Raw genomic sequence first — 22,472 nt, 5'->3', positions numbered from 1 at the left:
AGCATTTCGCACTTTCCGTTGAACGGTTACACCAGCCTCCGCCAGGCGCATTCCGGGAAGTAAGCGCCCTTGAATGAGCAATATCGCGTCGTCCCCGTCCGCCCGAATCGCCGCAACGGTCTTCTGGGCTTTCCTCACACTTTTGGTTTTGAGCGGCACGTGGACCATTAAGCCTTCCGGTGTCGTGACCGGCACGATAACCTGGTCGCCCGACAATGGCATATCCATCGGCCACTGATCGGGCGAGATCGTGAACGCCATTTTCAGCGCGCGAATCCCAATGGGCGGCATTGTGATGACCTCCTTTGGCCGAATCTTTTCAGGAATATTGTGGGGTGATGAGCGGCCCCACTGTTTATCCCGCACTCGGGGAACTCGTGGGAACCCTCGACGGGAAATTGGCGGCGATTCCACCACTTGCCAGGTCGTATCGGCCTGGAGCGTTTTCAGCCGAATTTCCGGGAATCCATGGGTCCGGACCCGGACATGAAATCGACCGACGCCGGGCAGCCAGCAGTCTAACCGGTCACGAAACACGGTGAGAAGAACTGCTGAATGGTCGAGTTGATCGCGGAGCCAGTTGGCCGCCTCTTCAGGAGACGACTGCCGACCCTCGGCCACTTGCCGCAGGGTGTCTGGATCAATCACCGCGTCGTGAAATGGTGCCCTTTGATGATGGAGACACAGGGGGCACAGTAGCACCCATGTCCTCGGATCGGGATCATCTCCCGAATTCCGGGGAATGACGCGTGCTATTCGACGGTCCATTGCTCGTCCACACGCTTCACACCGGCCCGTCTCCGCCTGCCATACCGCTTCCCGAAAGGATTGATCCACCTCAATAGGGAAACTCAAGGTATCACACTCCATTTAACAGGCTACTGGTATTAGTCTCTCACGAAAAGACGTTCATCGACAAGGGGCGGACTGGGGAAGAGGGTGATATCACAGATCCCCAACAACACATTTTCCAAAAATCGTGCCGATTATTGGAAATCTGTCCAAAAACCTGTATCATAGGGCGCAGAGGGTGGCGAAGATTCGATGGATCATTCACGCTACACCTCGGGTATGAGGAAAGAAAAAAGGACCGCGTTCCCGCGCAGTCCCCTCAGGCCCGTTCACCACTCCTGACAGCGGTGAACGACGACGCTGTAATTATATCGTAATGCGTCCTATCGTTCAAACCTTGAGGGAGTGTGTCAAGGTTGTTTTTTATGCGCAAAAGGCGCGTAAAACAAAACACACAACTGCAACCAACAGTCGTGTGTTATCCCAAAAACGTGTAAAGGAGGTTCATTTGCCGTTTAACCCATAGGCGCTGTCCCTCTGTGCTAGAAGGAAAGTTTTACCAGAACCCCTTCTAGTACCGGGCATCGCTTTACTCTCATGATTGTATAAGAGGATCATAATCCTGTCAAGACAATCATGGCTAATTGCGGCAAAACCACTCATGATACAGAATACCCCGATATCCTCCCAATTATTCCCCAAAGTTCCTCCCACTCTTAAGCGCATTGAGGCGGATCTGGTCGACCGGGGTCTCCCCCCCAATACGCGGCAGTTATATCTGTTTCTGTGGCGGGCGAAAACCCAAACACCACGACTTCCCTTAGGTTTAATTTTCTCCGAAAAAACCTTAGCGCGCGAAACCCATATGAGTACGCGAACGGTCCGTCGATCTCTTCAACGATTAGAAACATTAGGGTTATTACGGATTATTCCCAGAAAGCGTGCCAATGGCGGTACCACATCCAATCGCTATGTGCTAACGTGGCAGCCTTTAATGACCGTCCCTCAACCGACCATCACCACCGTAGAACGGATTCAGGACACGGCTCCATCGACATCCACATCGGAACCCGTTCCCACGCCGGACACGGTCTTTATATGGCCCGAAATGTCCGAAGGGAACCGGACAGATTGTCCACGGGGGGAGTCGCCGCAATCCCTTGATACGACACCGGTTGAATCGCATCAAAGGGAGCCGATCCAGGAAAAACAGACTTTCAGTAAGAGTGATCAACCGCTACCCGGAGCACCTATGTGGAAATTTTCCTCGAAACACGACGTTCAGTTGTTTTTAATCGCTCTACTTGAAAAACACCACATCTCGCCCAAACGCGTCCATCACTGGCTACGCCACTATGATCTCGCGCGCGTTGCCCAAGTGGCAATTTGGATGGTCTCAGCCCCCTCTAAGGCTATTCGGTTTCCGGGAGGTTGGATGAATCGCGCGTTACGCGACGAATGGTCAGCTCCACGATGGGTGCATGAAGTCCGGCAGCGACGCATAGATTATGCTGAACGTATGGCGCAACTACATGACCAAAAACTTCGTGAGATGGCGGATGAAGAACGCGTGCGGGCCGCTCAGGCTGAAGCTACCGCTCAATGGAAGGTGTTAGCGCCGTGTCTATCGCAGTTGTCTGCTTTACAGGAGTATGCCGCCGAGCTAGCTCGGAAGGCTTTGGGATCGTTATTCGCACACACCTTTCGAGAAGGAAGCCCTACGTGGCGAGCATTTATTCTGAAAGCGGCCCAGGAACGTCCGGACCTTGCAGCACTCGAACCTGTTGAACGATGTGGCGCTTAGCACGAGCCGTCTGACCGGGCAAAGTATTGTGTTGATTCTTGGGCGATGTTCCGATATCGGAACGCAACGAGTGATTACCCGCCGAAACGGATTAAATGACATCAATGCCTGACGTTGGATCGCGAGAAACCTTTCGTGTTTTGTTGCTGACCTACTACATTGTCGGGAAGCCTTAGCATATCGCCTCGCTCGTTAGCTGATGAGGAGGACAAAACGCACGATATGGCGATAGAAAGTCTCCGCAGATCTGTAAATGGTTGCGACAACGGTTGGGCGCTTAGGAAACCATCGGTAATTGGCGATCGCACATCATAGAGGGGGGAGTGTTCCGATATCGGAACACTCCCCAGGGGTGATGTTCCAAAAGACTAGTCCGAGGGAGACTCGTTTGTTGGGAGGGGTGGACCCTCCAGCCGTTCTCGGAGAGCTCGGGCGGTGCGATCATATAAATCAGCCAAGACCGCCAATTCCTCCGGGGACAGCCGGGTAATTCGGGTTTTCTGAATTTCTTCTAATCGCGCCACTTCTTTTTTCAAAAAACTTCCGCGCGCTGCCCGGGGCTTTTGCGGTGGCGAGGCCTCCCTGGTCAGGGGCGAGGGAGCGGCGAGACGTTCCGTAATATGCTCGCGCAATTGTGTGACCGTAGGCCGTTTAGCCGCGATAAACTGTAAAACCGGTTCCAGGGTATTGGGGATTTTTTCGTGACCCTCCACATCAATAAGCGGCGCCAGTTCGAGAGCCAAAGATCGCGTGTCCAACCGATGATCTCGCATGGCCTCTCGAATCAGGGGATTGCGAATCAATTTTAGTAAGCCCGATAAATAAGCGGGTGATTTATGGAGTTGTTTCGCTAATTGACGCAAAGATAAGCCTGTGTCGAGGAGTTGTTGATAGCCTAACGCTTCTTCCCATGGGGCCAGATCCTGGCGCTGCACATTTTCGGTTAACATCACGATTTTCCATGCACTTTCCGGGACATCAACAATTCGGGCTAAAATCGTTCTCCATCCCAAATTCTTCACCGCGCGATAGCGGCGTTCGCCCGCTAAGAGGCGCCATTGCCCGGAGTTGTTTCCATCAGAGGTGACGACCACGGGTTGCAGGAGTCCATGCTGTTCGATACTGGTCACTAATTCCGCAAACGTCGGATCATCCTCGATGTTTAATCGAACATTGACATCCCGGACCACAATTGTATCAAGTGGCAATTCTTGAATCGGGGCATGCACAACGGCTTCCACGGCTTCGAGCGTTGTCACGGTGCTTTTCGGCAGGGTGATCGCGGGTTCCCGGTCCAGGGATGGCGCTGGTGCCCCAATGGATCGAGCTGCCGCGATGTGTGTCTTGTTGGTCTGACGACGGATACGACGTTCCGATTCCCACAACGCTTGCACCCCTGCCAAGCCATCATTTTGATAGGCCTTCCACTGTGTATCTAGCCGATCGTTTTCGGCAATAGCCTGGAGTAACTGCTCACGATGGTGTGTGACCACTGTTGTCGCAAACCGTCGTGGAGTCACCATATCGGCGTCCGTGATGGCCCACGTTTGTGCTAATTGGCGACGTGTGGTGTCATCCAGAACTAACTCGACAAATTCTCTAAGCATTTTGACGGTATTATCGCGCGAAAGCATAGGTCAACCACCTTTGTGTAATCAATTGGAGGGCTCGGCCGACTTCTTGCGCACTTGCCGAAGATTCTCGTAAAATCGGCTGCCATGCTGTCTCGGCATGTTCGATGGCCGTGGTATTGCGAATGGCCCAAGGATAAATCCATTCATGAGGCAGAACGCGCTCCAATTGATCCAACCAATTTTTCGCGATACGCATTCGGCCGTCCCATTTGTTAATGACGACGCCGGCGATATCGGGAATACTTAACCCTTGACGTCGCCAAGTCTGCAAATCATCCACGGTATCGAGGACCGCTTCGACTCCACTAGCATTCAAGGTGACGGGTAGGAGCACACTCTGAATCACGCCTAACCAGGGAATCAGAGCTTGGGCGCCGGGATGTAAGTCAATCAACACGACATCATAATGATCCATCAGGTTCCGGACTAAGGTCTGAACGGCTTTCGAATTGAGTTCCCGTGCAGCTTCGTGTCGATTAGGACCTAACGGGATGACGTCCACGCCAAAGGGCGACGCTACACGCACGGATGGCCAATCGACAGCACCTTGCAGTACATCATAGAGGTCCTGCGTTAATTCCTGTTGGTCTCGTCCGATGCCCAAACATTGTTGGACGACGCGCGTGCTATCGGCGTTGACTACGCAAACACGGTACATGGGGTTAAGAACGCGCAGCGTAAAGGCAATATTGGCCGTTAACGTACTTTTACCAATGCCGCCTTTGACAGCATAAGCGCTCCACACGATGGGATGTTCGGGTAACGGGACGCTAGCCATCGAAATCGTATTCGGGATGGCTTGGAGCACAGACGTCATAGAGCTTTTCCCTCCTGATTGCCTCGATCGGTTAACCAGGTCTGAAATGCGGCCACAGGAATACGCCAAATACGCGGAGAAATTTTGACGCCAGGCATCTGGCCGTTGGCTAACAGGCGGCGTACAGTATCAGGACTGATAGCGAGCAACTCCGCCACATCGGTGACGGTGTAATAATCTTTGGTCGTATTCGCCATAAGGATCCTCCTCGATTGTTGAATGCTTCTTATCTCTATTCGCGATCTGTTCTGCGTTTTCCTGCTTGTTGTGCGGCATAATAGGACTATACGGTCTATTGCACGTCTTGTGGGTGCATGCGGTTTATTCGGGGTTAGATTTGAGGGTGTTCCGACATCGGAACACCCCTGTTGAAGATATTTCAAGTTTTCAGATTCGATAACGGGCTGCGAATTCGTATACAGCCCCAAGTGTTCCGATGTCGGAACACTTGGGGCGAAACAAATGACGGGTTCTTTTGGTTGAGAGCGATCCGCATTTTGTCAATTCCCTAATTTGAAAAAGCATTATCAAACTTGTGGTGGTTGGAAAACAATATACATATCTGATTTCTATAAAAGAAGGTGGATTTGACAAATGGCTATTTGAAGGAATATTATTTATGATTAATTGTGTTAAAAATAATATAAACAATATAAATTGATGATATAGATAGAAAAACACGCGCGTCAATGACCACCTGCGCTGACGGTCCTGGCTGGGGGCTTGGGGAGAGACTTTCCCGGCGCAAGCATTGCACTAGACCGCCGGACGTTGTCCGGCAGCGGCCGCGCAGGACGAACGCCAGGGCGACCGTGTCATGGGAAATCACGGTCCCGACCGGCGGGATAAGTTGGAGATAAAATGTGCCGAGCTTATCCCGCTTGGGCATGGTCTCACCGCGACGAAGGAGCTTGCGGGCCTTGGCGGGAGTCGTGGGACTCAGGGGAGTTCCATGCATAGAAACGACAGCAATTCTTATTGAGGATAGTCCTCCTCCTTGCGGAGTATTTGCCTTGCGACGTCCCATCGACCTTGTACACGCAGGCCGTATCGTATCATCCCCAGATGACACCTGGTGCGGGCGCTCGCGCCCCTCCGGAGCAGAACGCTTGGGACATACCGTTGGAATCGAGCCGGACAAGCGGTACTCCGTGTTGGAGTGCAAACCCCATAGGCCACCCTATGGATGGGGCACTTGCTGCTGCCAATTCCCATTGTCAAGCAACGGATGACGAGTCGGCAACAATCCCGTCGATTTCGGCGTTACCGCAAGAACACCGCAACGTCCCGTTCGCTTTTTTCATTGCACTGGTCACCAAGTCCCTTCTAGTATCAAGGCCAATCGCGACCTCGGATGGCGCATCGTGGAGTAACTGGCAAAGATTTACCCGATTACGCACGTCGTGTATGAAGGCGTAGAAGCTCAAGGCAATCGATCTTTTAGTCCGGTCATGGTGGGCCAACAGCGGCAAATGGTCCGCTTCCGTTGGCCCATCGAACCCCGGCACGGGTGGGAAACCGCGCATCTTCGGTTCGTGTTAGGTCTCCAGAAAACGCCTCAAAAAGCCGAATGGTCTCCGGCCAGTCACGCCATCGATGGGATGATGTTGGCTGGCAGCCATTTTCTCCGCTATGTGCCCTTTTACGACAAAAATGGCGATCACGGCTAGAGGTGGGAGGGCATCTGTCGCATGGCTCCCGCGCGTTTGCGGTGATTCAGCGACCGCAGCTCTTTCGCCGAGCGCTTCATGACCAAGATCCGATCCGCGGAGGCCGCAGCGAACGGTTTGGTGGGACAACCACCCCGCGGGGGCGTGCGGAAAGGCGATCTCGTCGAAGCAACCAAAGTTGGGTGCACCGTACGGGGCTATATCTCGGGTTATACCAATACCCCTACACAAAAGAAACTGTCTGTCTCCGATGCCCGTTGGCATCGCGTCGGGCAATTTGTCCCATCCAAGGTTCGCTTACTGACGCGATCCATGCGCTTGCTGGTGGACAGCGTGGCGTATGCGAGATGGTAATGCGGCACGGCATTCCTCCCGCCGCCTGCCCGTGTTAGGTCTAGGCGGGGGAACCCTGCCAATATTCCGTTGAAGTTATGACCCAGGCTCATATACTAGCAAATCATTGTTTCCGCACGGTGTGTTACCGGGTGTTCCGACGTCGGAACACCCGGTTGTATCGAAAGTACTTGCAATGTTTTCATACTGATACTATTGGGGTCAATAAATAATTAACAATCGCAAGGATGCAAAAAGAAATAAATAGGAATCTACGCCAAATTAATACCTCCGGGTTCCGGAATGGGACTGTGCTTGCTATCCAGGGTGTTCCGATATCGGAACACCCTGGATATGCGTGCTATTGATCGATAACGAAGGTTAATTCCACTTGTATTATCAGCATCCTAAAACGTCTATTACCACTCCGCTAGGCAAGGTTGTCCGCTTTCTTTTCGCCATTGAAAGAATTTGGTCACGCTACTTTACGCTATTTTAATTGATGATTTCCATTTTAAAGTAAAATATTTTAGTTATTCATTCAATGTTATGTACCAAAAATATATTTTGGGATTCAAAATCTAATGTGTCACAACTTTTTCGCTATTTTCAGCACTATGCAGGTGTTCCGACGTCGGAACATTTTAGACACGTACTCAATGATACTTTTTTATCATTCTTAAACATAAATATAAATACAATATGATTGATGTAGTTCTTCGTGTAATTATTAATAGGAATATACACTCTGTGTTGGATTCGCCTCGTTATGGTAAGGGTTACTAGAATGGGTATCAGAAAACATTTATCGAGAAGATTTTAGTGCGAATCACCAGTGTTCCGATGTCGGAACACTGGTGCATTTTAGAAAGGGGGCTGGGATCTTAGTCCGAAAGAATATCTTTTACCTGCATTCGTATTACGGGTGAAGGTATTCAGATAACCAACCACCTCTTAAAATCCCTGTCTTTAAGCGTGGGAAGTGTCAAGGAAGGACTATAGGCCTTGTTTATCGCTTTCGCTCTCCATGGTTACCGATTTCCGAACTTGTTGCATCGGAATGAAGAGATTCAAGAACTGTCCTTGGCGACGAAATCCGAGACGTTCCTAAAAGGGTATGAGGTTGACGGTCTTGGCTTGAACTAGCACTCCAGCTAATCCAACGAGAGTGGAGCCGCTTCAGTTTCAAAGACTGTGAACTTAAAAACCGCACCCCAGCACGTATTCAATGGCCCAGGCTTCGTGTAAAACCCGTTCATGGCCCGGACCGCCCATAACATGCAACTCAGGAAATTGCGTCCAAATGCGGTCTAACCGGCGATCCAAAAATAAGGCCGTATACTCCCACTGACCCCAATACTGCCATGCTCTTCGTTCTGACCATAGCACAGGGATCCAATCGATATGGGTCGCACTCCAGAGACGACGGCTAAGGCGATGGGTTAAACCCCACCCGATAGCGGGCGAGGGGGGCTGGGGCCATGCTTGGAGGTGTTGGGATACAGCTAACTGGGGAAAGTGCATTCCGATTCCCTCATTTCTTGATTAATCAACACTTCTTGAAGTGGGATTGCCAAGCTCTCAGCTTCATCAGGTGACGACCTAGTCCGGCTTCCAATAGGAACGAATCCTGGACAATGACTGAAAATTAGGTGGTCACCAAACTTTTGGCCAATTCCTCCATGGGGCGTAACCAATTTTTTTTCATAATCGCGCTGGCCATTTCGGCATTCTTGTCTTCTAAAGCCTGGATGATCAGCGTGTGTTCATCGACGGAGGTATACGCGGGCAACACCAGGTGTTGAAAAAACCGGTATTTGAGCCGACTGGCATGCATGTGCAAAAGGGTGGTAAATGATGTGACATAGGGATTGTCGGCGGCCTCCGCAATAAGGGCGTGAAACTGCCGATCCCATTCTAGTGCCTGCCAGGAATTCCGTTGGTCGAGAGCTTGTCGTAACCCGCGATTGACGTGTTTGAGTTCTTCAATTATGTCGGGTCGAATCCGAGACGTTGCGTCCTGCGCATTTAAGGCTTCTAACAAGGCTAACGGTGGATAAATTTTAAATACATCGTGCGAATCGATAGGCGTGACGCGTGTCGCTTTCCCTGGAATCAGTTCAACAAATCCTTGTAACTCCAAAATTTGTAGAGCTTCACGAATCGGCGTGCGACTGACTTGCAGTGCGTCGGCCAGTTCAACATCGTTCAGTTTTTCTTCCGGTTGGAGGGTTCCGTCAATAATCCACTGTTGGAGCTGGACAAGCACTTTATCCCGCACCGACAATCGTGGCAGACGGTCTAAATTTCGAGGAATCGGCATTTTTAACACCTCACGCGCTGGGTTTGTTATTCATCTCAAGGTAGACCCGTAAAAATTCCAGACATAGGATACCATAACCATCTGCGGCCGTACATCGACAGCAGCTGGCGCATAAAAAATATCCTATCCAAAATGCAGAATACAATATATTGTATTCTGCATGTTTTATGATATCATAAACCGAGATGAGTGGCTAACCCAGAGAGGAGAGGATATGTCCTTGCCCACTCCGATGGCATCCGTGTCAAAACTTGCCCGGAGAACGTCCCGCCAGCCTTCCGCGACCACTGGTCGCCTGATGGTATTGGTCGGCGCATCCTTTTGGGGCTTGTCCGGAACGGTGGCCCAAATCCTATTTGCGTCATACCACGTCCGCCCGGGAACGCTGGTGGCAGAACGATTAATCCTTGCGGGAGGGCTGCTTTTAATGATGGAGTTCATTCGGGGGAATGCGCGCCCCGTCGTGGAAATTTGGCGTGAGTCGTCGGCCCGGAGAGATCTCATTGTGTTTGGGATGTTGGGCATGTTAGGGGTTCAATTGACGTACTTTTTGGCCATTCGGCACGGCAATGCGGCTACGGCGACGCTCCTCCAGTATCTGGGGCCTGTTGTGCTGATTGTGTACACGAGCTGGCGTTCCTGGAAAATCCCGACAGCCCCCCAGATGACGGCGACTGCATTGGCTATTCTGGGCACGGCGCTCCTTGTGACGAACGGTACCTTTACGTCCTTAACGGTGTCACGGAGTGGCGTCGTTTGGGGGGTAAGTTCGGCTGTAGCCCTGGCCTTTTATACGCTCTTTCCTCGCCAGTTGTTAAAAACCTATGGGGCTTCGGTTGTGACGGGGTGGGGCATGCTGATTGGAGGCATGGGGGCATCGGTGTATTATCACCCTTGGGCTCATCTTGAAAGTCTAATGTCGCTCCAGGTCGACCTACTCACACTGTTTGTGGTGATTTTTGGCACCTTCTTCGCATTCTATCTCTACATGGACAGTTTGCGGTTGATTTCTCCCGCCCAGGCGAGCTTACTCTCGTGCGCGGAGCCGCTATCCGCTGCATTAGTGTCGATAGTTTGGCTTCATGTTCACATGGGGATGGTCGGCGTAATCGGAGCAACCTGTATCATTGGGGCAGTAGTTGTGCTGTCATTGACAAAATGATGGAGGAGCGGATGGTGAACTATGGATCGAGCAGCTTTTCATTCCTCGCGACATCGTCCATTTAACGTGCTACAAAATCCGTGGTATGGGCTGCTTGAGACTACGCCTATACGACGCATTCAGATTCGGGTGCATAACGCATGGACGGATCTCTTCTTAAAATTGGAGTCGGAAAATTTTGCGGGTTCCATAAAGGCGCGAACAGCTTTATGTCTTATCAATTCTCTGGAACCATGCGGAGAGTCTTACGTAGTGGGGATTGCATCGCACGGTTGAATTCTTCCGATGGGACGTCAGTCATCCATTGTCGCCCGCAACTCGGCCAATTTCCAATCGGCGTTCTTCAAGCCACTCAAGGTCTTGCCGACTCACCACACTAGCGACAGGAACACCGCTTTTTTCAATGAGGATTCGGGTATTTTCACAAGCCACTTCGTTGACGACTTCACTCCAGTATTGACGAATGTCAGATGCCTTCAGGACTTTGTAACGACTCATGGCCATCCCTCCAATTGTACAAAGTTGTACACTAGCATCATTATAGCGCAGCCTAAGGCTTATCAGTTGTGATTAGTACGCTCCGTACAGTGCGCGTTCTATTTGTATAACCAATAGGAAAGAGAGTCCGATAACAAATCTTATGTTAACTATTCCCAAAGACCGATAGGGGGGCTGGGATGAAACCGTAGCAAGTCACCCAGTCAATATCACAGGTTCCTCTAACAGGAACTTGCACGTGTGCCGATTTTGCTCCACAATGTGTAACACAGGAGCGATCTATTATGCGACTCGTTTCGATCCGGGAATTGCGAACCCAGACGCGCAGGATTGGCGAATGGCTCTCTGCGGCTGAAGACATTGTTGTGACCTCTACCGGCCAGCCGATTGCAGTCTTGTCGCCAGTAACTGAGGAGCCGTTCGAGGTTGAACTGATGGCGATGCGTCAGGCGCGGGCAGGCCGGGCCTTGAACCGAACTCCTTTTTGATGCGTCTTGATGAGGCACTTTTATACGCATTGTTGACACTCCCGATGTATAAATGCAGGGGATTCTTACGAGAAAACTGGTTTTCATCAGTTTGATTCGCAAAGGGTTCGCCAATAGCCCCCTAGCCACTCCTTCGTAATCGAATCTGTGGTTAATTAGTGCTTACATGAGATTGGCATTATCCAGTGTTGGAAGATTATCTAAGGCGTTGGAGGAGGTTGCCGTTGTTCAACCCTAGGGAGAAGCTCGCGATAATTTGCCATACCTCCAAAGGCTGAATCGCGTTTCGCATGTTTACATGGTCACGAGTTTTTTGGCTCATGGAACTATACCATAGTAAGGAACAGTGCTGCCAGAGAATCGGCCTTTCTTTTCATAGAGGTGTCATGGTAGAACGCAATGGTGGGGTCGCCCCGGACAAAATGGCAATGGATGTCGCCTTTAATATTCGGCAGGCGGCACCCATCCCCTATGTTGAAAGACTGTTGATTCTTCCGATTCGACAAACACTGCGATAGAACTCTCAGCACAAAGATCTTCAATGATGGGATCTGATTTCTTACACACGATAGCACCATGTACAATGTCGTGGGGATTTGTGTCTTTCGAAACAGTTTTGTATATCCACAGGCCTGCCCATAAGCTTCCCATGTTAGTGAGGTTTTTCCCTCGATGATCCATGTTGCAAGGGGTGTTTGACATACTAAATCAATTTGTTTTCCGAAAATCGAGACATTGGCGCGAAAATTGCCTTTTAACGGGCCAGACTTTTGAAAACGTTCGAGCATACATTGCTCGGGCTGGCCTATGGGAAACAGAGTTCCCTTAACAGATCGGATCCGCGTGTCAGAACGGATTCGAGGAAATAGAGTCGATCGGACCGGCTAAACCCAGTTGGGGGCACAAAACGACGGAAACTACTCGACGTTCCCGTGGCCCACCCCACGAGACCATCCTCCAGAATAACAACACGACCTACCAAATAGAGATTTCCAGAATTTGACTTAAATGCCTTACGTAGAGATTGCTCTTCTAGACGAGGAATGAGAATGTGAGCTCTAGGCATGATGTGCTCTCGATAGATGCGTTGTTCTTCGGCTTCAGAGGGCCAACCGTTAGAATCGGAGGGAATAATCAATTCCTCATGGTCAATGTGATGTACGCTATGAATCTTACGAAGCAAATCTAAGGTGGCGACATGGTCCACCCAAGGCTGGGGATCCTGCTCCTTCCAATGCGCAAAATAAGCATCGTCCTAACAATAGTAACGGAGTGTATACATAGGCTTCTCCTTGTGTTTCATAATGAGAGAAAGTCATGTTCAGGAGAAAAAACTACCGTGAGAGCGTGGATAAAAATTGTGTGCGTATCGCCTGCACATTTGCTTCGGCCGTCTCGATAATCTGCCGTGCTGGCGCAATGTCCTGTTGCCAGCGGTCCAACCGATGGCGAATCATGCGCACATGTCGTTTCTCGTCGGACACGATGTCGTTGAGAATCGAGCCGATTTCGTCTCCCAGGGCATAAAATTGGGCATGAGCTGAAAAAGAGACCACGGCGCGTTCTTCACTTGCCAAGAGATAAACTAACAACGGGATTACTGACAGAACGGGGGATTGCCCGACGGCGGATGGCCAATCGGCGAGACCTTGGGCTACGAATTGTCCTCCCAAACTTAACGGCGGCGTATTCAGAGTGGAAGGCGTTGCGCCCACAAGGGTAACGATGCGCAAAAAGTTTTTCGTGACGGGTCTCATCCGCCGCATGCCTAAGCGTTTCGCGTTGAAACGTGGCGTCAGGTACCAGACGGAACAAACGCGGAAGCCAGATGGCCCCCATTTGTTCCAGTTGATAAAATCCATAAAGCATAGCATATCGTTCATCAGGTGTGAGAGTGGCCAAATAATCTGCGTATTGTTCAACATCATCGAACCATTCCAATACAATTCCCCTTTCCCTGGCATTCTGCGTCCGATTCTCATCAAGCCTGAATGCCATGTAAAGTCCGAATGTCATTCAAAATGGAGGGCGGTAACGATTCGTCACAATACTCGCCAGCAAAACCCGGAGAATTCCATATTAGTCGATTGTCCTGCCGTTCTTCACGAGCTCGCCGTGCCCTCTCTTCAAGCCATCAAACGCCTTTTCCTTCATCACACGATTCTGTTCGAATTCCCATCTGGCAGCATACCCTCTGCGATCTCCACTAACGCACACTTCGCAAGCCCGGTGCCATGAGTTGGAAATTAATTATACCAGGAGAACATGCTGGGACCAACGCAACGGATAAAAATTCCCCTACGCCTGTCATACTAACAAAAAGAGCGCTACAGAGCTAGCCCTTGCGCTCGCCTCATTCGGCACAACAAGGAGGACCAGTGTATCCTTGATCGTATCCCTGTGCGTCGCACTATCCGCCTATCTCGGAGGATGGCAAAGTGTTGGGCCATCGGCGGCGTCCCCCTCATTCGTCAGGCTATCACGCCCCACAAAATCGTAGAGTTGACCTTGTGGGAGCGGGAATGAACGACGGCCTCTACCGTCGCTTGGATACCACCTGGTCACCGTATCCCAATTGCTGCACGACGAGGCTGCGGATGGAACGCAATGACTGCATGATAGCGTTCGTAATCCAGGAAGTGGAAGACACGAGATGGGAGTCAGCTCCGTACCATGACAACAAAGAACCTATTTAGGAGACGACCATGTTCCCTCAAGATAACCGGGTGTACCTCTTGGCCGGTGCATCATCTCTTAGTGGCAGGAGCATGCAGGGAATTCCCCCACCCTACCCCATCCCCCTAACATCTATTCCTCCGGCCTAAAGGCAGCGGTTTTCCGGCGTGCTGGCTAGGTCAACTATGTGTCGGACATTCTCCGATTGAGAATTGACACAGTGTGTTAGCAGTTGGCTTCCAGCCTCTTTATCCGTAATGACCGTCACATGGGGATGGGTTTGCAAAACACTCGCCGGGCAGTCTAAGGTGGACCCCATTGTCAAGACAGATTTTTGACCCCCAAAGTGTGAGACTGGCCTCCTTCCTTTGGGTCTTCATCGGAACCATTACCCTCCTGTTTGTCGACGGGCCGACAACGGCCCTCGCCAAACAGGAGGCCCAGCCCGTAGGGCTGTCTGTGGGGGATTCAATCCCGGGCAACATCACTCCCGGTCGAGGGACGGGAGGGGCGAATACCAGGCCGCGGGTGGCGTGTAGCCCAAGGATTGATGCAGCCGGTGATAGTTATAGAACGTAAAGTATCGGCTCAAGCCCGATCGGGCTTCCCGGGGTGAACGGTAATCGTGTAGATACACCTCTTCATACTTCACACTGCGCCACAGCCGTTCCGTCAATACATTGTCCAACGCCCGCCCCTTACTGTCCATGCTGATTTGCACCTCCTTGGCCAACAACAAGGCCGTGTATTGGGGGCTGGTAAAATGACTCCCTTGGTCGTGATTCCAAATGGTGGGGGTGGCGATGGACAACGCCCGCTCCGCGGCCGTGAGCACAAAGGGCAGTTCCAAGGTTTCGGAGAGTTCCCACGCCACGACAAACCGTGAATACCAATCCATAATGGCCACCAGGTATAGCCAACCATGCACCATCCGGATATAGGTCACGTCAATCCCCCACACATGATTGGGGTACGCCGGCGTGACGCCTTTCAATAAATACGGATACACCGGGTGCTGGGGATGTCGGGTGCTGGTCTGGGGCCCCGGAGCGAGCCCCCAGATCCCCATCTCCCGCATGTAGCGCTGCACGCGTTTGCGGTTTACGGCGTAACCCTCGTGGTTCAACTGAGCCGTCATCCGCCGGGACCCGTAAAACGGTCGATCGGTGTAAATTTCATCGATGCGATGCTTCAGAGCGATCTCCTCGGCATCCGGCCCGACGGGCCGGTAATAGAGGCTCGAGCGGTTGAGGCTTAACAACGCGGCTTGCGTCGTCAACGGGAGCGTATCCGCTCCCCGATCCAACAAGGTCATCCGTTCATCGCGGGTCAGGGTCGAGGCCAGATTTTTTTTTGAGCCACTCGACTTGTGTGGTCAGTTTGCCGATTTCCGCATAAAGCTCGGTCAGCTGTTGTTGGTGGGCTTGGGCCTGTTGTTGGAGCGCTTGGGACTCGGTAAATAACTGCGGAAAGTTCTCGAGCGCCTGGCGCTTCCAGCGATGCAGTTGACTGGGATGAATGCCGTATTCGGCGGCAATCTGGCTGACGGTTTTTTCTTCCTTGAGCATTTCGAGCACCACTTGGCTTTTGAAGGTGGCAGAATGCCGTTTTTGTTTCGCCATCATATGTCCAGTGTAACACTTGACGGCCTCCAAAATTGTCTAGTTTTTGGGGACCACTATAGTCTTCCCCGACAGGACCGCATACGGCGCGGGTCAAGGCGGCCCGCTTTTCAAGCCCCCACGCCACGAGGATGATATGTTGAGCTTCCATAATATTGGCGATGCCTACGGTGAGTGCTTCCTGTGGAACGATTCCGGGAAATTGTCGGCTATTGCGTTGGATCGTGGTGTCCGATAGGTGGACTTTGCGCGTACGACTAGTAAACGACGTCCCAGGTTCATTAAATCCAATGTGTCCGTTCACGCCTAGCCCCAACAGCTGACAGTCTAAGGGTTGGGCGCTCAATAGAGCCTCATAGTGTTGACATTCTTCGTCGGGATTCCGTGCATTGCCTCGCAGAAAATGCACTTGGTCCAAATAGGGGGTAATCTGCGAAAACACATGCTGACGCATGAAAGTCGCAAAACTCCCGGGATGATCCGGATCGATCGGCCAATATTCATCTAGGTTAAACGTCTTTACATGTCTTATCATCGGTCCTTGCATGGCACCAAGTTGTCGAACCAACGCGCGATACACGGGAATCATCGTGGCTCCGGTGGCGAGACCGAGCCGGATCGACTTTGGGGTTCTAAAGAGCGGCATCAGCAAGGATGCCGCCCACTCGCTAGCTTCATCTTGCGTTGAGCAAATAATCACTTTCATTTCTCTCTGTGCCTCTCAGCGTTTGTGTTGGACGAGACAATGTTCAAAGTCGGGTAATAAGTTCCATTAGACCAGAAGCCCAGTCACAGAAGTCATCCCCCATGGACGGCTTGCGATCCGTCTAATGCTAACGCAATCGCCCCCATCAATCCGGCATCGCGTTCAAAATGCGCTATCACTATTTCAGGAGGAAACGGTACAAACGAATCGAAGCTTTGCCTCAAATACGGAAAGATGACCTCATGCACCTTGGCCAATCCCCCACCAATGACCACGCGGGCCGGATCGAGGGCAATCACTAAATGCGTTAATTGGAACGATAATGTGCGCAGTATTGGGTCAAGCCACATCCGAATGACCGGATCACGCGGGGCTTGACGCAAGAGCTCCCCGGCATCGAGATCCCATCCCAACTCATCGCGGGCTCTACGTTGGATCGCCCCACCTCCCACTCGCTCCTCGAGGGGCGCCACATCGTCGCGTACTCCGCGACAATCGTGTTCGGTTAGCGGGTTATAGGCGATTTCTCCGCTGGCGCCATGAGCCCCTTGAATAATCCGTCCAGAGGCAATCAACGCCACAGCAATCCCTGTTCCAAGATTAACAAACAGTGCGGGATCCATGCCTTGTAAAGCGCCCCACTTTAACTCGGCCAAAGCGGCACTTTTCACATCGTTTGCAATCAGAACCGGTATGCCATTAAAGGCCGTATGCAGCAACTGGGGTAATCGCAATTCACGCCACCCCGCCACATTCGGCGCTAACAGCACACCGCTATCCTGGGTAATCCCCATCGTGGCAACACCGACACGCCGTAGTCGGGACTGGTATTGAGTTTCCGTACGGTTAATCAGCTCGTGCGCCACCTCAAGCGCGCGCGATATCGCGTCATGAGCATCTGACAAAGTAGGAATATCCGCTCTATGCAGAATCATTCCGTGGTCATCAGCTGTCGCTAGCGCCATTTTCGTTCCTCCAAAATCCATTCCGAGCACAAACCCCCGTTCGACCATCAGTCTTCCGCTCCGGCTGATGAGGAGACCACATACATTTCTTTCACTTCGTCCTTCAGCGGGTGGAAAGGCCACACCCGTTCATAGTAAGCCCACACAATAAATGCAATCAGACCAAGGACTGTCCATATGAGGGCAAGACGAATAGCAGGCCATCCCGACGATACAAATATATAGATCCATCCGATAAAGGCTACGAGACTCGGGAGAGGATACAACAGGTTTTCCGCACCTAAATTTTTCCATTTAGTATTAATTATAGACGGAATGTTCTCGCAAAGGATTTGGCGGTCGCGTGTCGAATATTCTCTTTATGAAACTTGTCGAGTTGCCCAGTCGGGTTGTCGGCGCCGCGCCCGTAATTCGCGGGATCGCGGATGCTATCGGATTCGTGGATCTCTTAAATACCTTATTGGTTTGGGATGCGCAGCAATGTCGGACATCGCCGGGTGAACGCATTTTGGCGATGGTGCTCGACATTTTGACGGGCAAATCCCCTCTGTATCGCGTCCCGGATCGTCTCGCAGAAACGGATGTGCCCTTGTTGCTCGGGCGCGGCCGTACGGCCGCGGATTTTACCGATGATGCGCTGGGGCGGGCGTTGGATAAACTGTTTCAGGCCGGGCCCGCCGCGGTGTTTACGGCGGTAGCCGCGCAGGCTTATGCTCGAGAAGCGATTGAACTGCGTTCGGGGCATTGGGACAGTACCTCCCGATCGTTGCAGGGGGCCTATCGGTCCGCCGAAGACGACACAGAGCCCTGCGACCCCACGGCGGTCGACGATGCCGCCGTCCCTCCCCGTGCGATGCCCCGGCGCGGCCATTCGAAAGATCGGCGCCCCGATCTCAAACAAGTGCTCTTAACGGTGTTTGTGAATGGGGAAGGGGTCTTGCGCTTTGGGTCGGTGGCCTCGGGCAATACCTCGGACAAAACCCTCAATCGCCGGATGATTGAGGAGTTAGTGGCCGCCTTTTCGCCCCAAGAGCTTCACGATGTGATCTATGTCGCCGACTCGTCCTTAGTCACGAAGCCCCGGTTTAACCCCCAATATCTAGACAATGGTCCTGTTCGCATGATATTTCACTTGATATCGATGTTATGGTGAAAAATGCCAATCCAGTCAGGGGACATTCCTCCGCTTCGCTCGCCGCGTCGAGGATACCGCCCGGCGGGCCGGCCGTCCAGAGTACGCGAGGCCGCTGCTCCGCAGCGCTCTGGACCCCCTCGGCCCCCGGGCAAAAACCCGCGGTCAAGAGCGAAGCGACGAGCCCGTCTCGGGCTGGCTCCTTAACACCGCACCGGGTGAATTGGTGGTGCGGTGCCCGTTTGGCACTGTGCATAGTACACGGCGGGAGCCCAATCGTGCAAACTCCCATGCATGCGGCGTTCATTGTAAAAACGGATCCACTCGGCAGTCACTGTATACGCCTCTGCCAAAGTCTGAAAGACCTGATTCCGCCAACATTCTCCTTCGAGCAGACTGTGCCAGGATTCGATGTGGGCATTCTTGTTAGGAGTCGCCACCGGAATGCGTTCATGAGTTATCCCTAAGACCTGACACCCTATGGCCCACCGCTGAGCCACAAATTGGGGCCCGTTGTCGGTGCGAATCACCGGAACGTGGTTACCCCAGTCGGCTTGGCGAGCTCGCACGGCGCCTTCCAAGGCGCCTAAGGCTTGAACAGCGGTACAGTGAGATCCGAGATGATACGCCAGAATGCATCGATCAAAGACATCGATGACACTGCAGAGATAAAAAAACCGATCTTCTCCCGCAATGTATCCGTATTTCAAATCCATTTCCCAGAGTTGATTGGGGCCCGTCACCATCCGATTGGCGGCCAGAACACGGGGCGGTCGGTTTCCGGAGGGCCGCAAGGGTTGTCCTTGTAAGAGATCGGCGGATCGCAAGAGACGATAGACCGTCTTTTTGTTGATGATCAATCCGTGTTCTCGTCGGAGCCATGTCGTCAACTTCCGATATCCATAAGCCTGACCGTCTCCCGCGATGATAAACTCGCTGAGCCATTCCAGGACCTGCCCTTCCGCCACTTTGGTGTCGTTTGCCGTCCACACATAGCCCCGCCGGGGTCGACCTCCCCCGCGTTTCGGCGTCCAGGACGCCGGACGCTGTCTTCGAGCGCGCCATGCGTAATACGTGGCCCGGGCCACTCCCGCCAACTGACAAACGCGGGTAGGCGGGTATCCCTGCTGGATCCACCGATGGGCTACTTCACATCGGTCAGAGAGGCCCGGGGGGCTTTTTTTAGGAGATCATGCAATATCGCAATCTCTAAATCTTTCTCCCCTAATAATTGTTTCAACTGGTGATTTTCCGTAGTGGCTTGCTGTAAAGCTTTCTTTAAGGCACGCGCTTCTTCGGGTGTCCCGTGTTTCGTGGCCGTTTGCACCCATTTTTGTACGAGACGAACCGATAACCCATGCCGGCGGGCGACAGCCGCCGCATTCCGGATGTCCAGCGCTTCTTGGATGCACTGGGCTTTCAATTCTGGGGTGATTGTTTTCGACTCTCCCATGGGGTTCACATCCTTTCATGATGAAAATGATGTCAGAATTTTCCGCAGCGATAACTGTATGGGATCGTATCGCTTTGCGTAGGAGATGTCTAGAAGCATTTGGGGGCTTAATAGGCCCAATCTCGCCGGCCTGCGTCAGGCCAACCTCCGCTTCATCTCGCGGTGTCCTTCGACATTTGCCGTGGCGCAGACCGCGAAAGAGACGGCGTGGGCTCAAGATGCCTGGACCTTCCTCGGGTCGGTCGCCGCCCGCCGCGACGCGGCGGAGTATTGGGCCTCCGAGCAACAGGCTATGATCGATGACGTGCCCTATCGGCTGGTCGTCTACCGATCTTCCCGGCTGGAGACCCACAAAGAAAAAACCCTGGATCAGCAAATCGCCAACGCCCGCAAAGCCTTGGCCGACGCCGCCCACGTCCTGTCCCAGACGCTCTATGACTGTCGCGAGGACGCCGCTCAGGCGGCCCGCCAGTGGCAAGCCCGCCGCGAAACTGCGTGGTTTGCGGTGGAGACGACCCTCCATGAAGAAGTGCAGCGCCTCCCCCGTAGCCGCCGGGGCCGACCGCCGAAAACGGAGGAACCCCAGACCAAAATCGGGTGGCGCGTCACGGCCACCATCGGCGCGGTGAACGCCGCCCAACGGCAACGCGAATGGGAACGCCAGGCCACCTTCGTGTTGATCACCCCGTTAGATCGCCGCGACTGGGACGCGCGTGCCCTCTTGCAGGAATATAAAGGGCAAGTGCACTGTGAACGCCATTTCCACTTTTTGAAAGATCCGTTGTTTGTGGATGCCTTGTTTGTGAAAAAGCCCGAACGGGTGGAAGCGTTAGGCTATGTGCTCCTGATGGCGTGCTTGTTATATAGTGTGATGGAGCGGCGCGCGCGCCGCAGTGCCGTGTCCATTCCCTCGCCGGCGCGGCGGGTGCTCACGCACCCGACGGGCCACGAAATCATCCGACACCTCCATTCCGTCCAGGTGATTCCGTTGCCGTCAGGGGCGCGGCAAGTCGCCGTACCGCAACGCTTTCAGGCGACATTTTTGGCCATTTTGGAGGCCTTAGCGTTACCCGAGACCGTGTATACGGAGCCCCCCAACCCTCCGAAACGGGAATAAAAAAAATGCCCAAACCACGTACCAAAGGGTGCGAAATACGTGATACAACCATTGACGAAACGGGCGATGTAGCTCCGGTTGTTTGATCCGGAGTAGGGTGAGGGCAATTACTTGGCCAATAAATTGCACCACAATCGAAATGGCCATCAAGGCATTAATGATGGCAGATAGACTAAAAAAGCTGAAAATCGCCGTAAATCCTCCCATAACTAATAAGGAAATATACGGAAATTTTAATCGCGGATGCAGTATCCCAAAACTCTTAAAAAAGAGTTTGTCACGGGCCGCGTTATAGGGTAGACGGGATCCGCCCAAAAGTCCCGTGTACACCGACGCAAAAGCCGTCCACAAGATAAGTAGTGCGAGAATGGTCGCACCGGTGGGGCCCCAGGCTTTTTCCATAAACAACGTCCCAATCGTAGTCGATTTCGCGGCTTCTTGCCAGGGGACTACCCCAATGATGCCGATATTCATGGACAAATCGATCACTGCCACGGCAAGAATTGCTAAAAGAATCGACCCCGGAATCACTTTGCCGGGATTTTTCACTTCATCCCCTAGGTAAGCCGTCGTATAATATCCTAAATAATCATAAATGGCAATCAATAGGCCCGCGCCTAGGCCTGCGAAGAATTTCGGTGTCAAAGCAAACGCGCCCGGCGGATATGAAAATGCTAACCGAGGATGAAAATGCGTGGCCGCCGCCACAATCACTATCAAGACGGTCAGAATCATACCACCCCAGAGCACCTGTGTAATGCGAGCAATGGAATCAATCCGTCGATATAATAACGCCACGGTAATAATCGTGATCCCTGCAGCCACTAATTTCGTATCCAAGGGCGTCATTCCATGCCAAAAGTACCCGAGATAATTTGCCATGCCGATCATTCCCGTCGACATAATCAAGGGTGTTGCCAGCAATGTCGACCATACAAAAAGGAACGGGATCAATTTCCCACTATAATACTGATAGGCTTCCCGCAAATACACATAGGATCCACCAGTGCCGGGCATGGCCGCCCCTAATTCGCTCCACACGAGGCCATCGGCCATTGCCAACAGCGCTCCCACAATCCATCCCAGTATTGCTTGGGGCCCCCCCATGGCCGATAAGATAAGCGGAATGGTAATAAAAGGCCCAATTCCCACCATTTGTGACATATTGACCGCCGTTGCTGAAAACAGCCCGAGAGCGCGAATGAAACGGGGGTTCTCCTGGCCAGTTCGTGCCATTGTGAAAAATCTCCTTTCTATCATCAAAATAGACAAACAAGCGC

19 protein-coding genes and 4 pseudogenes are annotated in these 22,472 nt (G+C 52.4%); 7 read left to right on the top strand and 16 right to left on the bottom strand.

The features are described from left to right. Positions 1-855 (bottom strand): hypothetical protein (locus B8987_RS19225; protein WP_139793621.1); only part of this gene is annotated, 855 nt, incomplete at its 3' end. Positions 856-1,453: 598 nt separating this feature from the next. Between B8987_RS19225 and B8987_RS19220 the strand changes: the two genes are divergently transcribed. Further along, positions 1,454-2,596 (top strand): helix-turn-helix domain-containing protein, encoded by a 1,143-nt coding sequence (locus tag B8987_RS19220; protein WP_084662368.1) that lies wholly within the window; start codon positions 1,454-1,456, stop codon positions 2,594-2,596. 368 nt (positions 2,597-2,964) lie between these two features. On the opposite strand, the gene B8987_RS19215 is transcribed toward B8987_RS19220, so the two are convergent. From B8987_RS19215 to B8987_RS19200, 4 genes are all read right to left on the bottom strand, one after another. Continuing rightward, positions 2,965-4,230 (bottom strand): ParB/RepB/Spo0J family partition protein, encoded by a 1,266-nt coding sequence (locus tag B8987_RS19215; protein WP_084662367.1) that lies wholly within the window; start codon positions 4,228-4,230, stop codon positions 2,965-2,967. Beyond that, positions 4,214-5,047 (bottom strand): ParA family protein, encoded by an 834-nt coding sequence (locus B8987_RS19210; RefSeq protein WP_084662366.1) that lies wholly within the window; start codon positions 5,045-5,047, stop codon positions 4,214-4,216. Before B8987_RS19210 ends, B8987_RS19215 begins: the two co-directional genes overlap by 17 nt. Further along, on the bottom strand, positions 5,044-5,244 hold the full coding sequence (locus tag B8987_RS19205) for a helix-turn-helix transcriptional regulator (RefSeq protein ID WP_020374154.1): 201 nt from the start codon (positions 5,242-5,244) through the stop codon (positions 5,044-5,046). The genes B8987_RS19210 and B8987_RS19205 overlap by 4 nt, the downstream gene beginning before the upstream one ends. Positions 5,245-5,660: 416 nt before the next feature. Then, positions 5,661-6,074: a hypothetical protein gene (locus B8987_RS19200; protein ID WP_139793620.1), complete on the bottom strand. Its 414-nt coding sequence runs from the start codon at positions 6,072-6,074 to the stop codon at positions 5,661-5,663. Positions 6,075-6,450: 376 nt separating this feature from the next. Here B8987_RS19200 and B8987_RS19195 point away from each other — a divergent pair, with 376 nt between their 5' ends. Next, entirely contained in the window at positions 6,451-6,717 is a 267-nt protein-coding gene (locus B8987_RS19195) for a hypothetical protein (RefSeq protein WP_084662364.1), read from the top strand. 117 nt (positions 6,718-6,834) lie between these two features. Then, positions 6,835-7,071 carry a hypothetical protein gene (locus tag B8987_RS19190; protein ID WP_084662363.1) on the top strand — a complete coding sequence of 79 codons (237 nt, stop codon included), beginning with the start codon at positions 6,835-6,837 and terminating at the stop codon, positions 7,069-7,071. A 1,179-nt stretch (positions 7,072-8,250) separates the two neighbouring features. Here B8987_RS19190 and B8987_RS19185 read toward each other — a convergent pair. Together B8987_RS19185 and B8987_RS19180 are read right to left on the bottom strand one after the other, a co-directional pair. Beyond that, positions 8,251-8,574, bottom strand: a complete 324-nt coding sequence (locus B8987_RS19185; protein ID WP_084662362.1) for a hypothetical protein — start codon at positions 8,572-8,574, stop codon at positions 8,251-8,253. Between the two features lie 124 nt (positions 8,575-8,698). Further along, a complete protein-coding gene (locus tag B8987_RS19180) occupies positions 8,699-9,373 on the bottom strand; it encodes a GntR family transcriptional regulator (RefSeq protein ID WP_084662361.1) in 675 nt (224 codons plus the stop codon). 214 nt (positions 9,374-9,587) lie between these two features. Here B8987_RS19180 and B8987_RS19175 point away from each other — a divergent pair, with 214 nt between their 5' ends. Further along, entirely contained in the window at positions 9,588-10,535 is a 948-nt protein-coding gene (locus tag B8987_RS19175; RefSeq protein ID WP_242940727.1) for an EamA family transporter, read from the top strand. A gap of 297 nt (positions 10,536-10,832) precedes the next feature. Here the strand turns inward: B8987_RS19175 and B8987_RS19170 are convergent, their stop codons facing one another. Then, complete coding sequence (locus tag B8987_RS19170) at positions 10,833-11,033, bottom strand: type II toxin-antitoxin system prevent-host-death family antitoxin (RefSeq protein WP_176213304.1); 201 nt, start codon at positions 11,031-11,033, stop codon at positions 10,833-10,835. A gap of 284 nt (positions 11,034-11,317) precedes the next feature. On the opposite strand from B8987_RS19170, the gene B8987_RS19165 reads away from it, so the two are divergent. Then, positions 11,318-11,521, top strand: coding sequence for a type II toxin-antitoxin system Phd/YefM family antitoxin (locus tag B8987_RS19165; protein WP_084662359.1), 204 nt, complete (start codon positions 11,318-11,320; stop codon positions 11,519-11,521). 805 nt (positions 11,522-12,326) lie between these two features. On the opposite strand, the pseudogene B8987_RS20330 reads toward B8987_RS19165, so the two are convergent. From B8987_RS20330 to B8987_RS19140, 5 genes and pseudogenes are all read right to left on the bottom strand, one after another. Next, positions 12,327-12,743: pseudogene (locus B8987_RS20330) on the bottom strand (DUF8045 domain-containing protein); the annotation flags it as partial. Positions 12,744-12,855: 112 nt separating this feature from the next. Continuing rightward, positions 12,856-13,278, bottom strand: a complete 423-nt coding sequence (locus tag B8987_RS19155) for a ferritin family protein (RefSeq protein WP_139793619.1) — start codon at positions 13,276-13,278, stop codon at positions 12,856-12,858. A gap of 1,403 nt (positions 13,279-14,681) precedes the next feature. Further along, positions 14,682-15,819 (bottom strand): IS3 family transposase gene (locus B8987_RS19150; protein ID WP_176213306.1). Its coding sequence is split into 2 segments (ribosomal slippage): positions 14,682-15,551 and positions 15,553-15,819, totalling 1,137 coding nucleotides; the frame shifts between segments, so codons are not numbered across the junction. A 79-nt stretch (positions 15,820-15,898) separates the two neighbouring features. Beyond that, a pseudogene (locus B8987_RS19145) lies at positions 15,899-16,525 on the bottom strand (glucosamine-6-phosphate deaminase); the annotation flags it as partial. 92 nt (positions 16,526-16,617) lie between these two features. Beyond that, complete coding sequence (locus tag B8987_RS19140) at positions 16,618-17,511, bottom strand: ROK family protein (RefSeq protein WP_278281306.1); 894 nt, start codon at positions 17,509-17,511, stop codon at positions 16,618-16,620. 322 nt (positions 17,512-17,833) lie between these two features. On the opposite strand from B8987_RS19140, the pseudogene B8987_RS19130 reads away from it, so the two are divergent. Continuing rightward, a pseudogene (locus B8987_RS19130) lies at positions 17,834-18,571 on the top strand (IS1634 family transposase); the annotation flags it as partial. 254 nt (positions 18,572-18,825) lie between these two features. Here B8987_RS19130 and B8987_RS19125 read toward each other — a convergent pair. Then, positions 18,826-19,710, bottom strand: coding sequence for an IS3 family transposase (locus B8987_RS19125; RefSeq protein WP_242940726.1), 885 nt, complete (start codon positions 19,708-19,710; stop codon positions 18,826-18,828). A gap of 56 nt (positions 19,711-19,766) precedes the next feature. Further along, positions 19,767-20,075 (bottom strand): transposase, encoded by a 309-nt coding sequence (locus B8987_RS19120; RefSeq protein WP_076005813.1) that lies wholly within the window; start codon positions 20,073-20,075, stop codon positions 19,767-19,769. A gap of 106 nt (positions 20,076-20,181) precedes the next feature. Here B8987_RS19120 and B8987_RS19115 point away from each other — a divergent pair. Then, positions 20,182-21,192 (top strand): annotated as a pseudogene (locus tag B8987_RS19115) (IS1634 family transposase); the annotation flags it as partial. Here B8987_RS19115 and B8987_RS19110 read toward each other — a convergent pair. Then, positions 21,142-22,428, bottom strand: coding sequence for an APC family permease (locus B8987_RS19110; protein ID WP_207651529.1), 1,287 nt, complete (start codon positions 22,426-22,428; stop codon positions 21,142-21,144). The pseudogene B8987_RS19115 and the gene B8987_RS19110 sit on opposite strands and share 51 nt — an antisense overlap. Between the last annotated feature and the right edge of the window lie 44 nt (positions 22,429-22,472).

The sequence above is a fragment of the Sulfobacillus thermosulfidooxidans DSM 9293 genome (assembly GCF_900176145.1).
Lineage (GTDB): Bacteria > Bacillota > Sulfobacillia > Sulfobacillales > Sulfobacillaceae > Sulfobacillus > Sulfobacillus thermosulfidooxidans.
The sequence above is the reverse complement of the archived record's forward strand: the minus strand, read 5'-3'. Positions and strand labels throughout refer to the sequence as shown.

Excerpts from the sequence above, each read along its gene's own strand:
- B8987_RS19155 (WP_139793619.1), bottom strand. The coding sequence starts at position 13,278 with ATGAGACCCGTCACGAAAAACTTTTTGCGCATCGTTACCCTTGTGGGC.
- B8987_RS19200 (WP_139793620.1), bottom strand. The coding sequence starts at position 6,074 with ATGGGACGTCGCAAGGCAAATACTCCGCAAGGAGGAGGACTATCCTCA.
- B8987_RS19205 (WP_020374154.1), bottom strand. The coding sequence starts at position 5,244 with ATGGCGAATACGACCAAAGATTATTACACCGTCACCGATGTGGCGGAG.
- B8987_RS19120 (WP_076005813.1), bottom strand. The coding sequence starts at position 20,075 with ATGGGAGAGTCGAAAACAATCACCCCAGAATTGAAAGCCCAGTGCATC.
- B8987_RS19110 (WP_207651529.1), bottom strand. The coding sequence starts at position 22,428 with ATGGCACGAACTGGCCAGGAGAACCCCCGTTTCATTCGCGCTCTCGGG.
- B8987_RS19215 (WP_084662367.1), bottom strand. The coding sequence starts at position 4,230 with ATGCTTTCGCGCGATAATACCGTCAAAATGCTTAGAGAATTTGTCGAG.
- B8987_RS19180 (WP_084662361.1), bottom strand. The coding sequence starts at position 9,373 with ATGCCGATTCCTCGAAATTTAGACCGTCTGCCACGATTGTCGGTGCGG.
- B8987_RS19175 (WP_242940727.1), top strand. The coding sequence starts at position 9,588 with ATGTCCTTGCCCACTCCGATGGCATCCGTGTCAAAACTTGCCCGGAGA.
- B8987_RS19220 (WP_084662368.1), top strand. The coding sequence starts at position 1,454 with ATGATACAGAATACCCCGATATCCTCCCAATTATTCCCCAAAGTTCCT.
- B8987_RS19185 (WP_084662362.1), bottom strand. The coding sequence starts at position 8,574 with ATGCACTTTCCCCAGTTAGCTGTATCCCAACACCTCCAAGCATGGCCC.
- B8987_RS19210 (WP_084662366.1), bottom strand. The coding sequence starts at position 5,047 with ATGACGTCTGTGCTCCAAGCCATCCCGAATACGATTTCGATGGCTAGC.
- B8987_RS19140 (WP_278281306.1), bottom strand. The coding sequence starts at position 17,511 with ATGGATTTTGGAGGAACGAAAATGGCGCTAGCGACAGCTGATGACCAC.
- B8987_RS19165 (WP_084662359.1), top strand. The coding sequence starts at position 11,318 with ATGCGACTCGTTTCGATCCGGGAATTGCGAACCCAGACGCGCAGGATT.
- B8987_RS19170 (WP_176213304.1), bottom strand. The coding sequence starts at position 11,033 with ATGAGTCGTTACAAAGTCCTGAAGGCATCTGACATTCGTCAATACTGG.